Annotated in this window: 11 protein-coding genes, 1 pseudogene and 2 riboswitches; of the genes and pseudogenes, 8 read left to right on the top strand and 4 right to left on the bottom strand. The window is 70.1% G+C overall.

What is annotated here, in order from left to right; translation table 11 throughout:
• Positions 1 to 1350 carry an NTP/NDP exchange transporter gene (locus ACERLL_RS06455; RefSeq protein ID WP_373655254.1) on the top strand — a complete coding sequence of 450 codons (1350 nt, stop codon included), beginning with the start codon at positions 1 to 3 and terminating at the stop codon, positions 1348 to 1350.
• Positions 1347 to 2279, top strand: a complete 933-nt coding sequence (locus tag ACERLL_RS06450; RefSeq protein WP_373655253.1) for an aldo/keto reductase — start codon at positions 1347 to 1349, stop codon at positions 2277 to 2279. Before ACERLL_RS06455 ends, ACERLL_RS06450 begins: the two co-directional genes overlap by 4 nt.
• On the opposite strand, the gene ACERLL_RS06445 is transcribed toward ACERLL_RS06450, so the two are convergent.
• The 4 genes from ACERLL_RS06445 to ACERLL_RS06430 all read right to left on the bottom strand — a co-directional run bounded on the left by ACERLL_RS06445 (position 2257) and on the right by ACERLL_RS06430 (position 8274).
• A complete protein-coding gene (locus ACERLL_RS06445) occupies positions 2257 to 3804 on the bottom strand; it encodes a PepSY domain-containing protein (protein WP_373655252.1) in 1548 nt (515 codons plus the stop codon). The genes ACERLL_RS06450 and ACERLL_RS06445 overlap by 23 nt on opposite strands.
• A 12-nt stretch (positions 3805 to 3816) precedes the next feature.
• Positions 3817 to 5796, bottom strand: coding sequence for a TonB-dependent receptor plug domain-containing protein (locus ACERLL_RS06440; protein WP_373655251.1), 1980 nt, complete (start codon positions 5794 to 5796; stop codon positions 3817 to 3819).
• A 151-nt stretch (positions 5797 to 5947) separates the two neighbouring features.
• Positions 5948 to 6203, bottom strand: a riboswitch (cobalamin riboswitch).
• A 116-nt stretch (positions 6204 to 6319) separates the two neighbouring features.
• Positions 6320 to 7507: a PQQ-dependent sugar dehydrogenase gene (locus tag ACERLL_RS06435; RefSeq protein WP_373655250.1), complete on the bottom strand. Its 1188-nt coding sequence runs from the start codon at positions 7505 to 7507 to the stop codon at positions 6320 to 6322.
• A gap of 68 nt (positions 7508 to 7575) precedes the next feature.
• Positions 7576 to 8274 (bottom strand): carbonic anhydrase, encoded by a 699-nt coding sequence (locus tag ACERLL_RS06430; protein WP_373655249.1) that lies wholly within the window; start codon positions 8272 to 8274, stop codon positions 7576 to 7578.
• Positions 8275 to 8471: 197 nt separating this feature from the next.
• On the opposite strand from ACERLL_RS06430, the gene purE reads away from it, so the two are divergent.
• From purE to bluB, 6 genes and pseudogenes are all read left to right on the top strand, one after another.
• Positions 8472 to 8966, top strand: a complete 495-nt coding sequence (gene purE / locus ACERLL_RS06425) for a 5-(carboxyamino)imidazole ribonucleotide mutase (RefSeq protein ID WP_373655248.1) — start codon at positions 8472 to 8474, stop codon at positions 8964 to 8966.
• A 1-nt stretch (position 8967) separates the two neighbouring features.
• Positions 8968 to 10053: a 5-(carboxyamino)imidazole ribonucleotide synthase gene (locus ACERLL_RS06420; RefSeq protein WP_373655247.1), complete on the top strand. Its 1086-nt coding sequence runs from the start codon at positions 8968 to 8970 to the stop codon at positions 10051 to 10053.
• Between the two features lie 89 nt (positions 10054 to 10142).
• Positions 10143 to 10358: riboswitch (cobalamin riboswitch) on the top strand.
• 113 nt (positions 10359 to 10471) lie between these two features.
• Entirely contained in the window at positions 10472 to 14929 is a 4458-nt protein-coding gene (locus ACERLL_RS06415; protein WP_373655246.1) for a cobaltochelatase subunit CobN, read from the top strand.
• The gene (locus ACERLL_RS06410) at positions 14922 to 15374 is read left to right on the top strand and encodes a MotA/TolQ/ExbB proton channel family protein (RefSeq protein ID WP_373655245.1); all 453 of its coding nucleotides are present in this window, start codon (positions 14922 to 14924) and stop codon (positions 15372 to 15374) included. Before ACERLL_RS06415 ends, ACERLL_RS06410 begins: the two co-directional genes overlap by 8 nt.
• Complete coding sequence (locus ACERLL_RS06405) at positions 15361 to 15702, top strand: DUF2149 domain-containing protein (RefSeq protein ID WP_373655244.1); 342 nt, start codon at positions 15361 to 15363, stop codon at positions 15700 to 15702. The genes ACERLL_RS06410 and ACERLL_RS06405 overlap by 14 nt, the downstream gene beginning before the upstream one ends.
• Positions 15699 to 16349: pseudogene (gene bluB, locus ACERLL_RS06400) on the top strand (5,6-dimethylbenzimidazole synthase). The gene ACERLL_RS06405 and the pseudogene bluB overlap by 4 nt, the downstream one beginning before the upstream one ends.

The raw sequence follows: 16349 nt of genomic DNA, 5'->3' as shown, positions 1-16349 counted from the left end.
ATGCAAGGCGCCCTGTCGCATCGCCTCCTGGCGCTCCTGAACCGCTGGGTGGGGGTGCGGGAGACGGAGGTCCGGGCCCTGGTCTGGGCCTTTCTCTACTTCTTCAGCCTTCTCGCGGGCTACTACGTCCTGCGGCCCATTCGGGACGAGATGGGTATCCAGGGCGGTGTGGAGAACCTGCCCTGGATGTTCACCGCCACCTTCGTGGCCATGCTGGCGGCCATCCCCCTGTACGGCGCGGCTTCCGCCCGCTTCCCCCGCCGCCGCCTGATCCCCGGCGTGTACCTCTTCTTCCTGGTCAACCTCCTGCTGTTCTACGGCGCCTTCCGGGTGGTGGAGGACCCGGCCTGGGTGGCGCGGGTGTTCTTCGTCTGGGTGAGCGTCTTCAACCTGTTCGTGGTCTCGGTGTTCTGGACCTTCATGGCGGATCTGTTCAGCAACGAGCAGGGCCGCCGGCTGTTCGGCGCCGTGGCCGCCGGCGGCAGCGCGGGGGCCATCGCCGGGCCGGCGCTCACCACCGGTCTGGTGCAGCTAGTGGGGATCGCGGAGCTGCTGCTGGTGTCCGCGACGCTGCTGACGTTCACCTTGCTGTGCATCAGCCGGCTGCTCGCCCAGGCGGCGCGGCTGCGCGGATCCGGTGCCGGCGAGCCGGCGTCCCCGGGTTCCGGCGACGAAGGGGCCGCGACTCGGGGGCTCGGTGGCGGCGCTTGGAGCGGTATCCGGCTCCTGGCGCGTAGCCCCTACCTGCTCGGCATCGCCGGCTACATCCTGCTGTACACGGCCACCTCCACTTTCCTGTACTTCGAGCAGGCCCATATCGTGGAGGACAGCTTAGCCCAGGCCGCCGACCGCACCGCGCTGTTTGCCGCCATGGACCTGGCGGTCAACATCCTGACGCTCGGCGTGCAGCTATTCGTCACCGGCCGGGTGGTGAGCCGGCTGGGCGTGGGCGTGGCGCTGGGACTGCTCCCGGCCCTGGTGGCCCTAGGCTTCGGGGTGCTGGCTCTCGCCCCGGTGCTTGGGGTGCTGGTGGTGTTCCAGGTGCTGCGGCGGGCGGCGAGCTACGCCCTGGCCCGGCCGGCCCGGGAGGTGCTGTTCACGGTGGTGGGTCGGGAGGAACGGTACAAAGCGAAGAACGTAATCGATACAGTGGTTTATAGGGGGGGCGATGCGGCCACCGGCTGGGTGTTCGCCGGACTCACCGGCCTCGGCCTGGGGCTGGCGGCCATGGCCGCGGTGGCTGTTCCCCTGGCGGTGGGATGGCTGGCCCTCGGCGTGGGCCTGGGCCGGCGTCAGGAGGCCCTGAGCCGCGGAACCGATGCGGCGGCACAACAAGGAGACCGAGGATGAGGCACACCCTTTCCGGCATAACCCGGCGCACGGCGCTGAAGCTGATGGCCGCCGCGGGCGGATTGGCCCTGTCGGGCGGGGCGCCGGCGGTCCGCGCCGAGAAGTCCCTGCGGACCCGGGAGATCCCCGCCAGCGGCGAGTCCATCCCGGTGGTGGGGCTGGGCACGGCGCGCACCTTCGATGTCGGGCCGGGGGAGGCGGAGCGGGCTCCCCTGTACCGGGTTCTGGAGGAATTCTTCGCGGCGGGCGGGCGGGTCATCGACACCTCGCCCATGTACGGCACTGCGGAGACCGTGGTGGGCGATCTGCTGACGGAGATGAAGCATCCGGAGGTCTTCTACGCCACCAAGGTCTGGACCCGGGGCGAGCGGTCCGGGATCAGGCAGATGGAGCGCTCCGCGGAGCGCATGCGCACGGAGGTCATCGACCTCATGCAGGTGCACAACCTGGTGGACTGGCGGACCCACCTGGAGACCCTGGAGCGCTGGAAGGCGGAGGGCCGGATCCGCTACCTGGGCATCACCCACTACGTGAATTCCGCCTTCGACGAGCTGGCCCGGATCATGAAGCAGCGGGACCTGGATTTCGTCCAGCTCCCCTATAACCTGGCCAACCGGGAGGCGGCGGACCGGCTCCTGCCGCTGGCGGCGGACCGCGGGATCGCCGTGCTGGTGAACGAGCCCTTCGAGACCGGCGCCCTGTTCGGCCAGGTGGGCGACATGGAAGTGCCGCCCTGGGCCCGGGAATTCGGCGCCGAGACCTGGGCGCAGTTCTTCCTCAAGTTCATCCTCGCCCGGCCGGAGGTCACCTGCGTCATCCCGGCCACCAGCGACCCGCAGCACATGGCCGACGACATGCGGGCGGGGATGGGCGCGCTCCCCGACGCGCAGCAGCAGGAGCGCATGGTCAAGCTCTGGGAGTCGCTCTAGCCGGGCCTCCGTGGCGCTTCCGCCCGCGAAGCCAGCGCCACGTGAGGACCACGCCGGTGGCCGACAGGAGCGTGCCGCCGCCCATCAGGAGCAGGACCAGGGGATACCAGACGCCCTCGCGCCGCATCCCCGTGGTGAAGTCCCAGCTGTGCAGGCCGTTGTAGAGCCACCGGTCCCGGCGGCTGGCGGCGCTCTCCCGGAGCGCCACCACGCCGCGCCGGGGATCGAGGTACAGCCAGGTGCGGGCCGGGTCCGCGAAGCGCACCCGCAGCACCGGCCAGCTGCGCGCCCGCCGTCCCAAGCGGTGCCGCCGATCCCGGTAATAGTAGCCGTCCGGTTCGTCGAGCCAGACCGCATCGCGGATGGCCGGAATCCCCCGGCGATCCCGGAACGGGCCGAGCAGGGCTTCCCGGCCGAAGGCGCGGAACGGTTCCGGATCGGGGACGTCCGCCGCCACCAGGGCCGATTGGCCGGTTTCCCTGTGCGCCAGGAAGTAGGGCTGTCCGTCCACCTGGACCAGGGACAGCGCGCGCACGGGGCCGGATTCCCGCCCCAGGGCCGCTAGCGCCCCGTCCGGGGAGCGCCGGAAGGCCGCCGGCCGCAGCGGCCCCCCGGCCAGGACGCCTTCGGCGTCGAAGCGCGTCCCGGTGCCGGGCGGCCATCCCAAGGGGTCCAGGGAGAGCATGCCGCTCACCGACCAGCCAAGGACGAGGGCGCCCGCGAGCAGGCCGGACCAGTGGTGCCACGCCCGCATCCCCCGGTACGGGGAAGTGCCGCGCCGGTCCCCGGGGCGCCGCAGCACCAGCAGGCCCGGAATCAGCCCGCCCAGCACCATGACGCTGCCCAGACCCGCCAGGCCGATCACCAGCCAGCGCCAAAGCTCCGGGTGGCGCCGCAGGCTGGTGGGGTAGAGCCAGTGGGTGACGGGGCCGGCATAGGCCCAAAGCCGCTCGGAAGCGGTCACGGACTGGACCACCTGGCCGGTGCGGCTGGAGACGTAGACCCGGGTATCCGCGGCGTCCCCCAGGGCATACCGGTATAGAGGGCGGTGCGGCGCGTACTGGCCGCCGAAGGTCCACTGGTCCGGCTCGGTGAGGCGCCCGGTGAGGCGGACCGGGGCCTCCCCGTCGGCCCAGGAGCGGGCCGCCCGCGCCGCCCGATCCGTGTCCACCCGGCCGACGGGCGTGCCCGTATCGGCATAGTAGGCATGCCATCGGCCAGCCGCGAGGACGTGATAGGCCGGCCGGTCCCGGAAGGTGCTCAGGCGCACGGCTTCCGGAGGGGCGTCCATCCCGGCCCGCGACCACACCGTGGCCGGGGAGAGCAGTCCCGCCCCGGAGGGCAGGGCCGGAAGCCGGGCACGGCGTTCCGGGGCGGCCAGGTCCGGATAGGAAACGAACATCATCACCACACCGGAGGCGAACCAGGCCAGGAGGAGCAGGCTCAGGACCAGCCCCAGGTAGCGGTGCACGGGAAGAAGGCCGCGCAGCCACCAGCTCCGTCGCGTGAAACGGGACATGGGCATGGCCGTTCCCCGCTAGAAGCTGTAGGTGTAGGTGGCCTGGAGATTGCGCGGCGTACCGAGATACCTGTACGCGTAGTCATCGCCGCTGGCGGCTCGGACCCCGCTCCCCAGCTGGGAGGCGTACCGGCGATCGAGGAGGTTCTCCAGCCGCAGACCCAGCCGGTGGCGCCTGGCGGCGTCCAGGTGGCGGTAGGCGGAGAGGTCGAAGACCCAGTAGCGGCCGTAGGTTTCGCGGCTGCCGGCCACGGTGTTGGCCACCTTGCCCACGTAGAGGGCCGTGAGTTGGCCGCCGGTCACCCCGCCGGGGGTGTCGTAGCCCAGCAGAGCCTTGAGGAAGCTGCGGGGGATCTCGTCGATCTGCTCCGAGCTGCCGCGCTCGGTGGCCTCGGTGTAGGTGGCCGCCACCTGGCCCCGCCAGCGGCGCCCCAGCCGCAGTCCCAGCTTGCCCTCGGCCCCCTTGCTGATCACCCGGTTATCGGCGTTGACGAAGGTATCCCCCTCCACCTGGACCAGGTCCTTGATGCGGCGGTAGAAGCCGGATGCCTCCCAGGTTAGGGAATTCCCGCCGCCCAGCCGGTGGCTGCCGCCGAATCCGCCGTTCACGCTGAAGCTCTCCTCGGCGTCCAGGTCCGGGTTGCCGGCCGCGCAGCAGGGGTCGTCCACGAACTGTTCGTAGGCCGTGGGCAGACGAAAGGCCGTTCCCGTGGAGGCCCGGAAATGGGTGCCGCCCGGCAGCGGGCGCCGGCCGCTCAGGTTCCACACCGTTTTCTCGCCGCCCTTCTCGGCGTCGTGATAGCGCACCCCGAGGGCCAGGTCGGTGCGGGGCGCGAAGGAGAGGTGGGGCCGGTATTGGCCGTAGACCGCCGCCACGGCCTCGCGCTCCTGGTCGATGCGCAGGACGTAGTCCTCGCCGTAGTACTCGTGGTAATCGGCGCCGAGGACCCAGGTGGAGCCGTCCGCCTGGAAGAAGCGCGCTGTTGCGCGGGCGCCGTACTCCTCGAAGCCCCACTCCTCGTCCTTGTAGAGGGTCTGCTTGTTGCCGCTGCCGTCCAGGCCCACCCGCGTGAAATCGGTCCACCACTCGTGCCAGTAGGCCTGGGCCTCCAGGGCGAAGCGCCGACCCCACTGCCGGTCCCAGTTGACGTAGGCCAGATGCTCCGTCCGGTCGTTGCTGGCGTGGTGCTGATTGTAGGGCCGCGCGTAGTCCAGGTCGGCCTCGTTGCGCTGGAGGAAGAGCTGGACATTGCCGGCGGCTCCCAGGTCGTGCCGGGATTTCAGGCCTGCGGTAAGGCGGTCGTATCCGCGGTCGTCCTTGCGGGCATTGGGCTCGTAGGCGCCGTCCGGGAAGGGCTGGAATCCCTTGCTCCCGTCCCGGCGGGCAAAGGCCAGCACCTGGTGGTTCTCGCTGCCGCCGGCGCCCCAGGCGCTCAGGGCGCCCTCCTTCAGGGTGCCGGCGGAAGCGCTTACCTGGCCGGAAGCTCGGGATCGCGGGTCGCGGGTGATCACGTTCACTACCCCGGCCACCGCCTGGGTGCCGTAGAAGAGGCTCTCGGCGCCCTTGATCACCTCGATGCGCTTCACCATGTGGGTGCTCAGGGTGTCCAGGGGTGTGGTGGAGCCGTACAGGCGGTTGTTGACCCGGACCCCGTCCACCAGCCACAGGATGTCCTTGGCCCGGGAGCCCTGGAGGGAAACATTGACGTAGTCCGCCCGCCCGCTCCGGGGTGCCACGTACAGGCCGGGAGCGAACATCTGGAGGGCCTGGCCGAGATCGTCCACGTTGGCCCGGTCCAGGTCCGCCCGGCTGATCACCTCCACGGCGTGGCCGTGCTCCTCCAGCTCGAACATGAGACTCGGGCGGGCGGCCTCTACCGATATGGCATCCAGGCTGGCGGATTCCGATCCCTGCGCCGATGCCGCTGCGGGGACGAGGGCTGTGATGGCCAGGAAAAGGGGGGCAGCAGCCCGCTGCTTCGGGAATACGGGGTGCATAGGTCTCCAATCCCTTGGTCGAAAGGGGAAAATTGGAGCCTGCGTGAAAGCTCAGGGGGCGAAGGGGCCACCCGGGGGCTGCGAAGGGTGGGCGCACGGCAACGAGTCGCCCCCCAAGCCCTAGACGCGAAGGCTCGGGTTGTCGAGCGCCGGGTGGCGCTCCCCTTCGGCAGGTCTTCGGACTGAGGGGCGGGCCGAATCATTCGGCTGGCCTTGGACCGCGGCTTCCCATCCCCTACCGCTCGGCCCGGAGGGCGGACCGAGGGAGGAGGGACAGTGCCTGGGCGCTTGCGCCCGGGCGGTCCTCGTTCCCCAACACCGCTGCGCGTCAGTCCCGGATTCGCACCGGGTTCCCTTTTCACGGACAGCCCTTGCGGACTGTCCGAACCGAGAGGTCGGCAAGATTATCGGACCAGGGCCGGGGAGGCAACCGGAGCAAATCCCTCGTAGGGGCAAGGCGGTGTCGGAAGGGGCGGGGACGACTCGCCCGGCGCGGACGGGGAAGTCCCGCCGGGATGGGCACTCACGGGCGGCCGGGGATATCCATGCGCAGGATGCGGTCGTCGGACTGGCGGGGCCGTCCCCGGCCGTCCCGGTTGCTGGTGAGCACGTAGAGGGCGCCGTCCGGACCCTCCACGGCGGCGCGCAGGCGGCCGAAGCGGCTGGCGCCGTCCTCGGCCCGGAACCAGCGCTCGATGCGCTCGATCCGGTAGTCCCCGTCACGGCGCAGACGGAGATGGAGCAGCGCCTCGCTGCCCAGGGTGGCCACGAACAGGTCGCCCTTGTGGAAGGTCATTCCGGCCGGAGGCGTGGTGTTCTCGGGCCAGGCGGTAATGGGGTTGATGAAGGGCGTCTCCTCGGGGGCGCCCACCACCTCCGGCCAGCCGTAGTTGCCGCCCTTGCGGAGCACGTTGAGCTCGTCATGGGCCTGCAGGCCCATTTCCCCGGAGGGGCCGTGCTCCGAGGCGAGCAGGGCGCCGGTGCGCGGATCCCAGGCCAGGCCCTGCGGGTTGCGGTGGCCCAGGGAGTAGACCGGAGAGCCGGGAATGGGGTTGTCCGGCGGGATCTTCCCCTCGGGGGTCACCCGCAGGATCTTGCCGGCCAGCGAGCTCCGCTGCTGTGCCAGCTGGCGCTCGAAGGTCTCCCCGGCGGTTACATAGAGCATGCCGTCCGGGCCGAAGGCGATGCGGCCGCCGTCGTGGAAGCGCCCGCCGGGAATGCCGTCCAGGATCACCCGGTCGAGCTCGCCGTGGTCGCCGCGGTGGCGGAGGCGCACCACCCGGTTGGTGAGTCCGCTGGGGCCCTCGTAGGTGTGCATGAGGTAGACGTAGGGGCGCCCGGGAAAATCGGGATGGAGGGCGATGCCCATGAGGCCGGCTTCCCCGGCGGAGTACACCTCCAGCTCCGCGTAGGGCGCCTCCTGGAGGGTGCCGCCGCGGATCAGCCGGACCCGGCCGGGGCGCTCGGTGACCAGGGCGTCCCCCTGGCCGCCTGGAAGGAAGGCCAGGCTCCAGGGCACCTCCAGGTTGGCTACCCAGGTGGATACCCGGACATCCTCCGGCTCGGGCACGTAGACATCGTCCACCGACTGCGGCTCGGGGCCCACCTCCACGGCGCACCCGTGGGTGGAGAAGCCGAGAAGCAGCACGAGGGCGGCGAGCAGATAGGGAAGGGCCCGCCGCCGTAGAAGGGGCTGGTATACCGGTTCCATGGGGCGCCCTTTCTTTTGGATGCCTCATGGCCAGTCTGTACCCTCCGACCCGTCAGGGGGAACCGGGGTTACGGGTAACAGGCGCTCTGGGGCCGGGGGCGCTTCCGGGTCACCTCCAGATCGCGCAGCTTCCCGTCATGCAGGCTGTAGATCCAACCGTGCACCTCCAGGGGCTGGCCGCGCTCCCAGGCTTCCCGCACCACCTGCGTGCGGCAGACGTTGGCTACCTGGTGCTGCACGTTGATCTCGCAGAGGCGATCCACCCGGGCTTCAAAATCCAAGGGATCCAGCTCTTCGCGGTGCTGGTCCGCCACGTCCCGGATCATCTCCAGCCAGCCGGTAATGAAGCCCGACCCCTTGCCTTCGAGAGCAGCGCGTATACCGCCGCAGCCGTAGTGGCCGGTGACGATCACGTGGCGCACCTTGAGGACCTCCACCGCGTACTGGAGTACGGAGAGGTAATTGAAGTCGTTATGGGGGGCAAGGTTGGCCACGTTGCGGTGGACGAAGATTTCACCGGGCTTGCGGTCGACGATCTGGTTGGCCGGGACGCGGCTGTCCGCGCAGCCGATCCAGAAGTATGCCGGAGACTGCTGACGGGCCAGCTCAGAGAAGAAGTCCGGATGCTCGGCTTGCACGCCCTCCGCCCAGCGGTGGTTGTGCTCGAGCAGGTTGCGGATGTCACCCATGGGATAGGCCCACTTTGCAGGGATGTCGTGAAATATGAGGGTACCGGCCAGCCCCCGGCCGTCCATGACGCCCGTCAAACGGGGTCGCCTATGCGCCCCCTGAAGAGGCGTTGCGTGAGGGCGGCGGGGCACTTCAGGAGCCGGAAAGGTTATCATTTTGTGGAGAATATGCGGCTGCCGGTTTCGTTACCCTCACCCGGTCACCCTGGTTATAATCCCCAAGGCCCGGCAGGGCTGGGCAGGAAAGTACCCCCTATGCGATTCGGGAGAGCGCAATGCAACCGTTGGTAGGCCTCATCATGGGCTCGGCCTCCGATTGGGAAACGCTGCAGCACACGGCGGAGACGCTGGAGGCGCTCGGCGTTCCCCACGAGGTGCGGGTGGTCTCCGCCCATCGCACCCCGGACCTGCTGTTCGAGTACGCCAGCGGGGCCGAGGAACGGGGCCTGGAGGTGCTCATCGCCGGGGCCGGCGGCGCCGCGCACCTGCCCGGTATGGCCGCCGCCAAGACGGTTCTTCCGGTGCTCGGCGTGCCGGTCCAGTCCAAGGCCCTGAACGGCATGGATTCGCTGCTGTCCATCGTGCAGATGCCGGCCGGGGTGCCCACCGGCACCCTCGCCATCGGCCGCTCCGGGGCCATCAACGCCGCGCTGCTGGCGGCGAGCATCCTCGGCAACAAGCACCCGCAGTTCCGCGAGGCCCTGCAGGCGTACCGCCAGGAGCAGACCGACAACGTACTGTCGCGGCCCGATCCGCGGGAGGAAACCTGAGATGCGGGTGGGAATCCTCGGAGGCGGCCAGCTTGCCCGCATGCTGGCCCTCGCCGGCCATCCCCTCGGCATCGAATCCACCGTGCTGGACCCCGGGGAGGGGGTCTGCGCCGGGGCCGTGGCCACGCACCTGGTCGGCGGCTACGAGGACGCGGACCAACTGGGGCGGCTGTCCGCCGCCGCGGACGTGGTGACCTACGAGTTCGAGCAGGTGCCGGAGACCGCCACCACGGAGCTGGCCAGGCACAATACCGTGCACCCCGCGCCGCAGGCCCTGGCCACCGGCCGCGACCGTCTGAACGAGAAGCGGCTCTTCCAGGAGCTGGGGATACCCACCGCCCGCTTCGCCGCCGTGGATTCCTACGAGGCGCTCGAAGCCGCGGTGGCCGACATCGGCCTCCCCGCCGTGCTCAAGACCCGGACCCTGGGCTACGACGGCAAAGGTCAGGCGGTACTCCGGGAGAGCGGGGACATCGAGCCCGCCTGGAACCAGATCGGCGGCGTGCCGCTGATCCTGGAGGCCGTGGTGCCCTTCGGGCGCGAGGTGTCCATGGTGGCCGTGCGGGGTACGGACGGCGAGAAGCGCTTCTATCCGCTGGTGGAGAACCTCCATCGCGAGGGCATCCTGAAGGAATCCCGGCCCCGGTTCGGCGATCCGCTCCACGGCACCGCCGTGGACTACGCGGGACGGTTGCTGGACCGGCTGGGCTACGTGGGCACCATTGCCCTGGAGATGTTCCAGGAGGGCGACCGCCTGCTGGCCAACGAGATGGCCCCGCGGGTGCATAACTCCGGGCACTGGACCATCGAGGGCGCCGAGGCCAGCCAGTTCGAGAACCACCTGCGCGCCGTATTCGGGCTGCCGCTTGGCTCCACCGAGCCGGTGGGCTCTTGCTTCATGTTCAACCTGGTCGGCCACTTGCCGGATCCGGCCAGCGTCCTCGCCGTACCCGGCGCCCATCCCCATTACTACGGCAAGGCCGTGCGCCCGGGCCGCAAGGTGGGGCACATCACGCTCCGCGCCGAGACCGAATCCCTATTGGAAGAGCGGCTCGAGCAGATGCGCCGGGTGCTGCCCGCCGATTGAGGCGGCCCCTGACGGGGATGAGCAGGTTGACCCGCTCGATCCCGGTCCGTAGGCTAGTCACGCTTCCCGGCGTAAGACGCCGGGAACATTTTGTATTTTTCGCTCCAGGTGCCCCGCGCCTTCGTGGCCGGGGTGAAACGGGAAGTCCGGACGGCCCGAGGGCCGAACCGGCGCTGCCCCCGCAACGGTAAGCGAGTGAAGGACGGTCCGATGCCACTGCGTCCCCGGGACGCGGGAAGGCGACCGACCGGCGGCTCCGCCGCCAGCTCGTCAGCCCGGAGACCGGCCTGGAGTGCCGACCCCCAACGGCGTCGCGGGGTGCGACGTGCGGGTCCGGTCCCTCCGGCCGTCCCGCCTGTTTATTTTCCCCGCGCTGCCCGGAATCGCCCATACCTGAAACCGGTGCAGCGGAGGCTCCATGTTTACCCGTTTCGCGGCGCGCTGCGCTGTCCCGATCCCGTATCTGTCTACGATTCTGCTGTTGTTGGCCCTGCTGGTACCAGGGTCGGCACACGCCGCCAAGCTGGTGGGCGTGGTATCGGAGCGCTCGGCGGCCACGCTCGCCGCCGGGGCGCATCGCTATCTGGACCGGCATCCCGCCCACGAGGTGGTGCTGCGCACCCGGGCCCAGCTCGCCGATCTGACCGACGCCCAGGTGACGCGGTTGTGGCGCGACGCCGATGCGGTGTTCATGGCCGGGGTGTTCGGCGACGCGGCCCCGCGCCTGCGCCGCCTGATGCGGCAGACCCCGCCGCCGGACGGGGCACCGGTGCTGATCGTCAGCAGCACCCGCTCGGTGGTGCGGATGTCCCGCTTCGAAGGTGAGCGGCCACTGATCGGCCTCTCCGGGGACGATCTGGAGGTCATCAGCGCCGATCCTTCCGCCGATGCGGATCCCAAGGCCTTCATGGAAAAGCTGGCCGCCGAGCATCCGGAGCAGTCCGAATGGCTGCGCGGTCGGGCCTACTGGCGGGGCCGGGGAGCGGAGAACGCCGCCAACCTCATCGCCTGGCTCCTGGGCAGGGGGGGCGCGGATGTAACCGCCGACCCACCCCGACCGGCGGCGCCGCTGCGCTACTATCGGGATGGACAGGTGGTGTCCGCCGGAGGGCTGGATCTGTCCGAAGGCGACTCGGCGGTGGCGGTGCTGGCCTATGACGACGGCGACCAAGCGGGCAAGCGCGCCCTGCTGGATAGCCTGTGCAGCGCCGTGGAGGATCAGGGTCCCGCCTGCTTCGCCGTTCTGGCCCGCTGGGGCGAGGCCAGCAAGCAGGCCGTGCAGCGGTTGGAACGGGTCACCGCCCCCGCCGAGCTGGGGGCGGTGATCAGCCTGCAGAACTTCGTGGTGGGCGGCAGCGACGGGCGCAAGGCGGTGACGGAGCGCTTGAAGGGGCTGGATGTGCCCGTACTCAAGGGCATCCGCCTCACCGACCGCACCCGCCAGGAGTGGCGGGTGTCCGCGGACGGTCTGCCCCAGGATTCCATCCACTACCGGGTGGGCATGCCCGAGCTGCAGGGCGTCAGCCAACCGCTGGTGCTCGCTGCCGCCGAGCCGGAGCACACCGACCCGCGTACGGGCCTGCGCTTCGCAACCACCCGGCCGGTGGATCGGGAGGTGGCGGCAATGGCCGAGCGGGCCGCCAACTGGATCGCCCTCCGGAGCAAGCCCAACGCCGAAAAGCGCGTCGCCGTCCTGTATTACAACCATCCGCCGGGCCGGCACAACATCGGCGCCGACAACCTGGACGTGCCGCGCTCGCTCATGCGCATCCTGCGCAATCTCAAGCGGGCCGGCTACACCACTGGTCCGCTGCCCGAGTCCCACCAAGCCCTGCTCGATCGCATGCAGGACCGGGGTGTGAATCTGCCCGAGAACCGCGCCGAGCTGGCGCGCATCCATGGCAAGGTGCCCACGCTGTCGGCGGCGGATTACCGGGGGTGGTTCGAGACCCTGCCCCGGGCCATTCGTGCCGAGATGACGGACGGGCCGCTAGGGTATCTGCACGAGACGCTACGGGAGGCGGAAGAAGCGGGGCGGCCGGACCTGGGTCGGGGCCTGCTGGCGCGCATGCACGGCGACCTGCGCCACCTGCTGGAGGGTGCCGACCACCCGGCAACCGAGCGGGCCCGCGACCTGCTGGATCAGCTGCGCGCCGAGTATGAGGCCCTGCTGGCTGAAAAAGTGGACGCCAGCTGGGAGCAAGCGCAAAAGCTGGTGGCCGGCCTGCGCGATACCGGCATCGAGGGCCTCAAGGGCTGGGGCGAGGGGCCCGGCCGGGTCATGGTTCACGATGGCGATATGCTCCTTCCGGGGCTGCGCTTCGGCAACATCTGGATCGGCCCCCAGCCGCCCCGCGGCTGGGAGGTGAACGAGGAGCTGCTGCACGCCAATCTGGCCGTGCCGCCGCCACACCAGTACCTGGGCTACTACCACTGGCTCAAGGACGAGTTCGGCGCCGACGCCCTGGTGCACCTGGGGCGCCATTCCACCTACGAGTTCCTTCCGCGCCGGCGGGTGGGACTCACCGACACCGACTACTCGCGCCTCATCGCCGGCACCCTGCCGGGCGTCTACCCCTACATCGTCGATGGCGTTGGCGAAGGATTGCAGGCCAAGCGACGGGGATTGGCGGTGATGGTGGACCATCTCACCCCGCCGCTTTCCACCACGCCGCTGTACGACGAGCTGCTGCAGCTCCGCGGGCTGGTGGAGAGCTTCGAGTCGGCCGAGGGGCAGGGCAATACCCCCGCCCGCGGGCGGGCCCTGGACCGCATCCGCGACAAGATCGCCGAGCTCAACATGGTCTCCGAGCTGGAGTCCGAGCTGCGCGCCGAGCACGGCAATCCGGGGCTCAGTCTGGACGAGGTGGGCGGCGACCTCCTGGTGCACGAGGTGGGACACCATCTCACCGAGATGCAGGAGGACTTCATGCCGCGCGGCCTGCACGTCTTCGGTGCGGACTGGTCCGCCGAGGAGCGACGGATGATGCTCAAATCCATGGCCGGGGCCGGCGAGATCCGCGACGAATGGCGGCAAGAGCTGCGGCGGTCGCCCGAACGGGAGATGGAGGCCCTGCTTGCCGGCCTCGACGGTGAATTCGTCGCCCCCGGCAAAGGCAACGACCCCATCCGCACCCCGGAGGTTCTGCCCACCGGCCGCAACTTCTTCGGCCTCAACGGCAACCTGCTACCCTCTCGCGTTGGCTGGGAGATGGGCGTGCGCATGGCGGAAAATGCCCGGGCCAAGGGCAGTGGCGCGCCGCAGGGCAGCGAGGCGGTGGTGCTGTGGGCCTCGGACACGGTGCGCGACGAGGGCGCCATGGTGGCCTTCGGCATGGACATGCTGGGCGTGAAGCCCGTCTGGAACAGCCGCGGTATCGTGGAGGGCATCGAGCGGCAGTCGCTCGAGAAAGGCCGCTACCGCCGCGATGTCATGTTCACCACCTCCGGCCTGTTCCGGGACCTCTACGGCCAGCTCAACGGTTGGCTGGACAAATCCGTGCGTCTGGCCCTGGACGGCGCCAGCCAGACCATCCGCGAGAAATACCCCGAGCTGACCCCGGCCCTGGAAGCGGCGCTCAATCCTTTGGGCGAGCTGCGCAATTCCGGCACCGAGTCGCTGAAGCGCAATCTGGTGGCCGCCCATTGGGTGGCCGACGCCCGGCGTGCCGTGGAATCCGGTGCCGAACCGGCGGCGGCCGGCCAGGACGCCATTTACCGCATCTACGGGGACGCCCCGGGCAGCTACGGCGCCGGGGTCAACCGCATGGCGGAGCGTTCCGGATCGTGGAAGAAGCGGGGCCAGATCGCCGACGCCTACATGCACCGCATGGGCCATGTCTACGGTGCCAAGGCGGGCGGCGACTCCGCCCACGAGGGGCTGACGCGCAACCTGGGCCGGGTGCAGCGCACCTACCTGGGCCGGGCCTCCAATCTCTACGGCCTGCTGGACAACAACGACGCCTTCGACTACCTGGGCGGGCTGTCCATGGCGGTGGAGAAGGTCTCCGGCACGGCTCCGGACAACCGCATCATCGACCATTCGGATCCGGACAATCCGCAGATGCAGCCCCTGCAAAGCGCCCTGCTGCAGGAGCTGCGCGGCCGCTATTTGAACCCGGCCTGGCTCAAGGGCCAGATGGCGCACGGCTACAGCGGTGCCCGCACCATGGGCTCCAAGTTCATGGAGTACCTGTGGGGCTGGCAGGTCACCAATCCCGGGATCATCAACGACTGGGTGTGGGGGGAGGTGAAGTCGGTCTACATCGATGACAAGCACGACCTCCAGCTCGACGAATTCCTGGCCGAGGGCAACCGGGCGCACGTGCGCACCAACATGCTCGCCATCATGAACGTGGCCATCGCCAAGGGCTTTTGGGACGCTTCCCAGTCGACGCAGAAGGCGCTGGCCCGGAAGCTGGCCGAAGCCGTCGTGGCAAACGGGCTGCCTGGATCGGGGCATACCCGGCCGAAGCATCCGGTGTTCGACCATGTGAAGGCTCGGATCGGTGACGGGCTGACCAAGGCCCTGGACCGGAAGCTACGGGCCGCCGGCGGCAAGCAGCCGCAGGACCAGGGCTCGGCCGTGCGCTCGGTGACCGAGGTCAAGCAGGCGCAGAAAGCCTCGGAGAAGGCACCATCGGCGCAGCAAAAGGAGGCGCGGGCGCCGGATCAGGCCACAGCCGGGAAGCCCGCCAGCGCCAAGAAGCCGGATCAGAAGAACCGAACGGATGCGCAGAAACAGACCCGCAGCCCGGACAAGCCCACGCGGGACAGCCATATCCCCTGGTTCCTGTGGGTGATGGGTGGCCTGGCCGGCCTGGTGCTGATCGGCGGTTTCGCCAACGGACTGCGCAGCGGAGGCGGAAATGTTTGATGGCGTACTGGTGCAGTGGATCCACGCCGGGGTGAGCTGGCTCCTGGAGCCGGTGCTCGCCGCCCTGGCCGTATTGGTGGCCCTGGCGGTGTGGGAGGTGGGGCAGGCCCTCGGGGAGGGCCTGGGTGGCCTGGCCCGTCTCCGCCGCACCGGCGACCGCGACGCGGTGGGCCGGCTGGGCCGGAGCCGCATCGAGCGGGCCGATCTCATCGCCCGCGTGGGCCCCATGCTCGGCCTCATGGGTACGCTGATACCGCTGGGGCCCGGTCTGGCGGCCCTGGGCCGCGGCGAGCTGCAGGCCTTGGCCCAGGCGGTGACGGTGGCCTTCGACACCACGGTGCTCGGCCTGCTGGTGGGCATCGTGGGCTTCATTCTCGGCCGGGTGCGCCGCCGCTGGTACGATCACCTGCTCGATACGCTGGAGGGGGCCCATGGCCGGGCGTGACTGGGCCAAGGGGCGCTTCGACGAGGCCGACGCCGAGCCCATGGGGCCCATGGCCAATCTGGTGGACATCATGCTGGTGTTCGCCGTGGGCCTGATCGCGGCCCTGGCCGCCAGCCAGGGCGGCAAGGAGTCGCCCCTGAAGGAGCTGTCGCCCCGGGAGGTGACCGAAGGACGCGAGCTCCCCGAGGTGCCCGAGGGCGTGGGCGGCGCGGGATCCGGCTACGAGCCCATGGGCGAGGTCTACCGCGACCCGGAGACCGGGAAGCTCATCATGATCCAGAGCGGCGGCGGGCAGGGCGGCTCCGGAGCCGCGGGAGCGGCGGAATGAGCGGCTTTTCCTCGGCGGAGATCGCCGCCGTCTACCGCGCCATCGAGCAGCGACGCGACATGCGCCACTTCCGGCCCGACCCGGTGGATCCGGCCGTGCTGCGCCGGCTGCTGGAGGCCGCCCACCGGGCCCCGAGCGTGGGCTTCATGCAGCCGTGGCGCTCCATCCGCGTCACCGATCCGGCGGTACGGGAACGGATCGCCGGTTTGGTGGAGGCGGAGCGCAAGCGCACCGCCGAGGCCATGGATGACCGCAAGGCCGAGTTCCTGCGCCTCAAGGTGGAGGGCGTGCGGGAGGCGGGCGAGCTGCTGGTGGCGGCCCTCGCCGACGGCCGGGAGCAATTCGTCTTCGGCCGGCGTACGCTTCCGGAGATGGATCTCGCCTCCGTGTCCTGCGCCATCCAGAACCTGTGGCTGGCCGCCCGCGCGGAGGGGCTCGGCATGGGCTGGGTCTCCTTCTTCGACCCGGAGGCGCTGGCCCGCCTCCTGGCCATGCCCGAGGGCGGTCATCCGGTGGCGGTGCTGTGCCTTGGGCATGTGCAGGACTTCTACGACGAGCCCATGCTCTAGCAGGAGGGGTGGGCCGAGCGCGAGTCGCTGGAAGACCTGGTCTACGCCGATGGGTGGGGCAAACCCGGTTGGCCTTGA

The sequence above is a fragment of the Thiohalorhabdus sp. Cl-TMA genome (assembly GCF_041821045.1).
Taxonomy (GTDB): Bacteria; Pseudomonadota; Gammaproteobacteria; order Thiohalorhabdales; family Thiohalorhabdaceae; genus Thiohalorhabdus; species Thiohalorhabdus methylotropha.
This window is presented reverse-complemented; position numbering and strand designations above follow the sequence as displayed.